Origin of the sequence: Streptomyces swartbergensis, from assembly GCF_002148965.1 — a bacterium.
Taxonomy (GTDB): domain Bacteria; phylum Actinomycetota; class Actinomycetes; order Streptomycetales; family Streptomycetaceae; genus Streptomyces; species Streptomyces swartbergensis.
Genome location: NZ_NGFN01000425.1, coordinates 1 through 6,709, shown reverse-complemented (window position 1 = coordinate 6,709; position 6,709 = coordinate 1). Strand labels below are relative to the sequence as shown.

Sequence of the window (6,709 nt, the reverse complement as noted above, 5' to 3'; positions counted from 1 at the left end):
CCCTGGGGGAGGCCGGGGGTTCGGCCGGGCGGAACCCCGTCGTGGGGGCGGCAGCGGGCCTGCCTTCCACGCTTGCTGACGGAGCCGGGGCCGGTGTGGTGTCGCTGGCCGGGCGGCGCAGTCGTCCGCGGGTCCTGGTCGTGGCCCTGCGGGGACTCGCCGCGGCCGTGGCCGCCGGTGTCGTGGTGGGCATGGGCTGGCTCGTCGTGCGGAGTGATTACGGGTCGGGGGAGGACGCGGCGGGCAGCTCGGCCGCCGACTCCGCGGCCGGTCCGCACCACGGCGACCAGGAATCCAAGCTCGGGCACGCCGGCTACCTCGCCTGCGCCCGGCTCGTGGCCGAGGGCACCGTCGCCGAGGTCGAACCCGTCCCCGGCACCGGCCAGGACCGCGTCAGCCTCGACGTGGACCGCTCCTACAAGCCCGCCAAGGGCCAGGTCCGGGTCGTCTTCCCCCTGGACGAGGACGCCGCACCCCAGCCGCGGCCGGGCGACCGCGTCCTCGTCGGGATCACGCGCGGGCAGGCCCAGCCGGACCTGTGGCGCGTCGGGGAGAAGGAGATCGCCCCGGAACGGACCTGGATCACCGCCGCCCTGCCCCAGTCGGTGACCCTTCCCTGCGAGTGAGCCGGGTGAGCACAGGGCGGAAACGCTGAGGGCGGGCGTCCGTCCGGACGCCCGCCCTCTTCATGCCGTCCAACCGCTACGGCGTGACCTTCTCGATCTTCACACTGCCCACGCCCGCGGCCGTCCCGCGCGCGTTGACGAGCTGGACCTGGCCGAAGAACACACGCCCCTCGGGCGCGGCCGCGGCGGCGGTGACGCTGCCCGAGACCGTCGCCGAGTCGCCCGTGCCGAGCTTCACCGGCGCCGACCCGTCGACGGTGATGCTGCCGAGGGAGGGAGCGAAGAACACGTCCCGGTAGTCGTACTCGGTGGTGCCGGCCGGCACCGAGTAGCCGAAGACCTCGACGGTGTACTTGCCGGCGGCCGGCGAGGGCACGGAGACCGACTCCTCCGAGTCACCGTCCGCGGAGCTGCCGACGGGCTTGCCGGCGGCGTCGTAGACCACGAGGTCCAGGTCGGCGGCGGCATCCGAGACGCGGCCGATGGCGACGTCCAGCGACTTCGCGCCCGCGGGCACCTCGACCGTGGTGGTCTGCGTCTCGCCGTCCTTGATCGACGGACGGGTCGTCTTCGAGGAGCCGAGCGAACCGCCCACCAGCTTGCCGTCGATCGCGGCGAAGCGGTTCGTCACCTTCCAGGAGGCGGCCGCCGGGGTGCCGACCTTCGCCTCGGGCACGGTCACGGTCTCCGGGGCGAAGTCCGCGCCGAGCACGGCGACGTCCAGCTTGTACGGGTTGTCGAGCAGCGGCGACGTACGGCGCGACTCGACCTCGATCTCCCACACGCCGGGCTGCGGGTTCGCGTAGGAACGCAGGTCCGGGCGGCAGGTGTTGGCCGGGTTCGAGTAGTTCGGGTAGCAGTTGACCGTCGACGTGGGGTCGGCCGGGACGCCGAACGGGTGGATGGAGATGAACCGGGTCTGGCTCTTGTCCTTCAGCCCGCTCATCGCGACCTCGAGCGTCTTCGCGCCCTCGGGAACGGTGACGTAGTAGTGCTGCGAGCTGTTGCGCTGCACCGAACCGGACGCGGAGAACGTGGACTTCAGCGGCGCGGAGACGACCACCGTGTGCAGGACCTGCTTGTCGATGCCTTCGGTCTTCGGGTCGTCGACCTCCAGGATCGCGCTCTTGATGCCCGCGGACTTCGGCGCGGCCTGGACCTTGACGGTGACCGGCTTGTTCAGCGGCAGCTTCACCTCGTCGGAGCCGACGATCCGGAACGTGCCGCCCGCGTTGTTCTCGAAGTGCAGCTCGTGCCGGATCGCCTTGTCGGCGCCGGACGTACGGGTGACGGTGATCTCGTACGTCTTCTTCTGGCCGGCCTTCAGGCCGCCCTCACGGTCGTACAGGCCCGTGCCGTAGCCGGGCGTCTTGAGCTTGTCGTCCAACGCGGTGTCGACCGGTGCCTTGACCGTGTACGCGTGGGAGGTGGCGCCGTCGCGGATCGAGTCCCAGGCGTCCTCGATGTTCATCAGGCCCGCGCCCTCCTCGTACGCCTGCACACCCTTGATGTGGTCGGCGGTCGAGGTGAGGGCCGTGCGCAGGGTCGCCGGCGTGAGGTCGATCTTCTTCTGCTTCGCGGCCGACAGCAGCAGCGCGGCGGCACCGGCGGCCTGCGGGGAGGCCATCGAGGTGCCCTGGAGCATGCCGTAGCCGGCCGGCAGGGAGTAGCCCGCCTCGGCGACCGGGGCACCCGGCAGCCACGTCTGGATCGTGTTGATCGCGGCACCCGGGGCGACCAGGGTCGGGGTGAAACCGCCGTCCTCACGCGGGCCGCGCGAGGAGAACGGCATCAGCGCGTACTTCTTCTCCACGACCGAGCCGTAGTTGGCGGCCCAGGTCTCCTTGGAGACGGACGCGCCGACCGAGATCACCTTGTCGGCCAGGGACGGGTCGCCGATGGTGTTGGTGCCCGGGCCGGAGTTGCCCGCGGAGATCACCAGCTGGACGCCGTACGTGTCGATGAGGCGCGTGTACAGCTCGGCGCGCGCGTTGTTGCCGTCGTTCAGCGTCGGCAGGCCGCCGATCGACATGTTGACGATGTCGACGCCGCGCTTGGTGACGAGGTCGATCATGCCCTCGGTGAGCGCGACGTTGGTGCAGCCGCCGGACCAGGTGCAGGCGCGCGAGGAGACCAGCTTGGCCCCCGGAGCCGCGCCGTCCATCTTGCCGCCGAACAGGCCGTTCGCGGCGGTGATGCCGGCGACGTGCGTGCCGTGCTCGGACTCGATGACGCCGATGTTGACGAAGTCGGCCTTCGCGCCGGCGCCGTTGTAGACGACGTCCTTGCGGATCTCGACGACGAACGGCTGCCGCTCGGCGATGTCGGTCTTCGGGTCGTCGGTGCCGAAGTACCCGATCTGGAAGCCGTCCTTGTACGGCTTCATCGCGGTGTCGTCACCGAAGTCGTTGTTGTTGTTCAGGTCGACCCGGACCGTGCCGGCGGCCGGGTCGTACAGCACGCCCCAGGAGTCCGTGGTGTCGCCGTCGCGGTTGGCGTCACCCGCGGCGTCACCGCCGGTGGTGTACGACTCCTTGAAGGTGCTCACGCGGTACGAGCCCGACGGGGCCGTCCAGGTTTTGCCGTCGTGCGTGAACGTGGGGCCCGAGACGGAGGTGTCCATCCGGCGCCAGGTGTTGTCGTTGTCGACGACCGGGTCCGTCGCCGTCACCCAGTCGACGATCTTCCGCTCGCCGGTCGTGGTCTTCTGCAGCGCCGGGTGGCCCAGGTCTACGCCGGAGTCCAGGATGCCGATGGTGATGCCGCGGCCGTCCGCCTTCGGGTTGTCCTCGACGAAGTCGACCGCGCCCGTCTCGAAGGACGGGTTGTACGGGTTCTCCGCAGGGGTCTTCTTCCCCGGCGCCGGATACGTCCCCGCGGCGGCCTCGGCGCCCGTGGCGGCGTCCGCGGCCGGCGTCGGGTCGTCCAGCGGGATCTCCTCGCGCAGGTCGATGCCGTGCACGGAGGAGAGCTTGACGGCGGAGGCGATGGCCGAGTCCGCCCGGGACGTCGGGACGGTGGCGCGGACGTAGCCCAGCTTGTCGTCGGCCCGGCCCACCGAGCCGCCCTTGACCGCGTCCAGCTGCCCGGCGACCTGCTCGGTCTGCCCGGGCGCGGTGGCGATCATCATCGTGACGGTCTTGTCGCCGTCCGCCTTCGCCTCGGCGAGCAGGTCCGCGTCGCCCGAACCGAGCTTGGCGTGCGCGGACTTGACGTCGGTGTCGGCCGGGGCGGTTGTACCCGGCTCGTCGGCGGCGAAGGCCAGCGGGACCGGCCCAGCCGCGGAGAGCGCGGCGACGAGACCGGCGGCCACGGCGACGCGCGCCACGCGTCTGCGGGCCGATATCGGGTCACGCTCGGGGGTGTTGGTCATCGGCATCCCTTGTAGGTAAAGGAACGAGCGGGAGCGACCGGGGCCGATCGGTCCTGGTCGCGACCGTCCGGAACGCAGGCCCGGACGATCGCACAGCTTTACGCAAGGGGAGGTTCTTTGGGGAGCGTTGACCGAATCGAAATGGATGTATGGGGAAAACCCGCGATTCGTTTTGCGGGCAAGAGTCCCGAAGGGCGGTGAAATCGGATCCTGAAGGCGGCGAAATCGGTTAACGTCCCGGAGTGAGACAGAAGTTGAGGGTGGCGGCCTACGCCGTATGCGTCCGTGACGGACAGATCCTGCTCGCCCGCTCCCCGGCCGCCGACGGCACCCCCGAGTGGGTCATGCCCGGCGGCGGCATGGAGCACGGCGAGGACCCCTACGACACCGTGCGACGGGAGGTCGAGGAGGAGACCGGGTACCGCATCGAGGTCACCGGACTGCTCGGCGTGGACTCCTCCCACCGCGTCTTCCGCGAAGGCATCGGACGTGCCGTCGACCATCACGCCGTCCGCTTCGTCTACGAGGGCCGGATCATCGGCGGCGAACTGCGCAACGAGGTGGGCGGCTCCACCGACCTCGCCGCCTGGCAGGACCTGGACGCGGTGCCCGGACTGGTCCGGGTGGGGATGGTCGACATAGCACTGCGGCTGTGGCGGGAGCGGCCGGCCACCGGACGGCTCGCCGACCTCATGGAGGACGCTGAATAGGTGCACTGCCCCGGAAGATGAACACCGCGTGACCGACTCCCGGCCGTTCCAGGAGCGGCCGACGACGCGCAGGGTAGTCCAAGATCCACGTACGGTGATCGGCGCTGCGCGTTGCCACCCCGTTTACGCGCAGGTCATTCCCAGTGCCAACGATCCAGTACGAGCGGGATGTTCGTGTGCCGGACATCCCGCGACCACTGCCGACGCGTTCGCACTCGGGGAGAGAAGCGCATGTCGCGCACACGCTCAGTCGCCGGCTCCGGCCAGGGCATCCACCGTCGTTCCGTCCTCGCCGCCACCGGAGCGGTCGCCCTGTCCGCGGGTGTCGGCTACGCCCTGCGGCCCAGCGACAGCCAGGCCGCCACCGTCAAGGAGACCACCGAGGCCGTCGCCGCCTCCTCGCGCCGGGCACCGGCCGCACCGCTGGCCCCCTACACCAAGGGCACGACCGTGGCGTCCGTGGCCACCCCGCGCGGCTCCGGCTACCGGCGTCTGGGCGACGGGCCCGGCTGGCGGCGGGTCGTGCGCTCCGACCTGGCCGCGCCCAAGTCCGGCCGCGCCGGGCGCCGTACCGCGCTCGCGGCGTTCGTCCAGCTCACCGACCTGCACATCATCGACGCCCAGCACCCGCTGCGTCTGGAGTACCTGCGCTCCGCCGACGTGCACGCCTGGCGCCCGCACGAGGCGCTGACCGTGCAGGGCGCGATCGCGCTGGTGGAGCGGATCAACGCGCTCCGCGGCGCCCCCGTCACCGGCACCCCGCTGCACTTCGCCATGACCACCGGCGACAACACGGACAACAACGCCAAGTCCGAGCTGGAGTGGTTCCTGAAGGTCATGAGCGGCGGGCGCATCACCCCCAACACCGGTGACCCGCGCCGGTACGAGGGCGTCCAGAACAGCGGCCTCAAGCAGTACTGGCAGCCCGACGCCGCGGTCCGCGACACCGACAAGCAGGTCGGCTTCCCGCACCTCGACGGCTTCCTCAAGGCCGCCATCCGCGAGGTCCGCAGCCCCGGCCTCAACCTGCCCTGGTACTCCACCGTCGGCAACCACGACTCCATGCCGATGGGCTGCTACGCCTCGCACGGCGACTCCTACCTCACCGAACTCGCCGTCGGCGGCAAGAAGCTGATGAACGTGTCCGCGGCCGAGGCGCAGCGGCTCCAGACCCTCATCAAGAAGGCCCGGGACCCCGAGGGCGTCCGCTACCACGACTTCCTCAAGACCCACGCCCGGGCCACGCGCTCGGTCACCCCGGACGAGAGCCGCGCCCCCTTCACCCCCACCGAGTACATCCAGGCGCACCTGGACCCGGCCTACCGCGGCATCGGCCCGGCCGGCCACGGCTACTCCTCCGCCAACCTCGACACGGGCACCCAGTACTACGCCTTCCGCATCTCCGACGACGTCATCGGCGTCAGCCTGGACACCACCGACGCGGGCGGCCACTACGAAGGCTCCCTCGGCACGGCCCAGCTGAAGTGGCTCGAGAGGACACTGCGGGAGAACAAGGACTCCTACGCGGTGATCTTCAGCCATCACACCAGCAAGACGATGACGAACACCCGCATCGACCCGGCCCGCCCCCACGAGCGCCGCCACAACGGCCAGGAGGTCCTCGCCCTCCTCGGCGGCCACCGCAACGTGCTCGCCTGGGTGAACGGCCACATCCACAAGAACGTCATCACCCCGCACTCGATGTCCGGCGGCGGCTCCTTCTGGGAGATCTCCACGGCCTCCCACGTCGACTACCCCCAGCTCGCCCGCATCATCGAGCTGACCGACAACAAGGACGGCACGGTCTCCCTGTTCACCACGCTCGTGGAGTCCTCGGCCCCGCACCGCACGGACTTCTCCGACCTCTCCCAGACCGGCCTCGCGGCCCTCTACCGCGAGCTGTCCCTCAACGCCCCCGGCGCGAGCACGACCCTCGGCGGCGACCCGGAGGACCGCAACACCGAGCTCGTGCTGAGGAAGGGCTGAATCCCGCCCAACCC

Annotated in this window: 4 protein-coding genes; 3 read left to right on the top strand and 1 reads right to left on the bottom strand. The window is 70.8% G+C overall.

From position 1 onward, the window contains the following. The coding region (locus CA983_RS38785) for a hypothetical protein (RefSeq protein ID WP_208637131.1) at positions 1–626 on the top strand (626 nt) is incomplete at its 5' end. A gap of 76 nt (positions 627–702) precedes the next feature. Here CA983_RS38785 and CA983_RS38780 read toward each other — a convergent pair. Then, on the bottom strand, positions 703–3,999 hold the full coding sequence (locus tag CA983_RS38780) for a S8 family serine peptidase (RefSeq protein WP_086605401.1): 3,297 nt from the start codon (positions 3,997–3,999) through the stop codon (positions 703–705). A 242-nt stretch (positions 4,000–4,241) separates the two neighbouring features. Here CA983_RS38780 and CA983_RS38775 point away from each other — a divergent pair, with 242 nt between their 5' ends. Both CA983_RS38775 and CA983_RS38770 read left to right on the top strand, forming a co-directional pair. Next, positions 4,242–4,709 (top strand): NUDIX hydrolase, encoded by a 468-nt coding sequence (locus CA983_RS38775; RefSeq protein WP_244207281.1) that lies wholly within the window; start codon positions 4,242–4,244, stop codon positions 4,707–4,709. Between the two features lie 231 nt (positions 4,710–4,940). Next, positions 4,941–6,695: a TIGR03767 family metallophosphoesterase gene (locus CA983_RS38770; RefSeq protein WP_086605399.1), complete on the top strand. Its 1,755-nt coding sequence runs from the start codon at positions 4,941–4,943 to the stop codon at positions 6,693–6,695. The last annotated feature ends 14 nt before the right edge of the window (positions 6,696–6,709 follow it).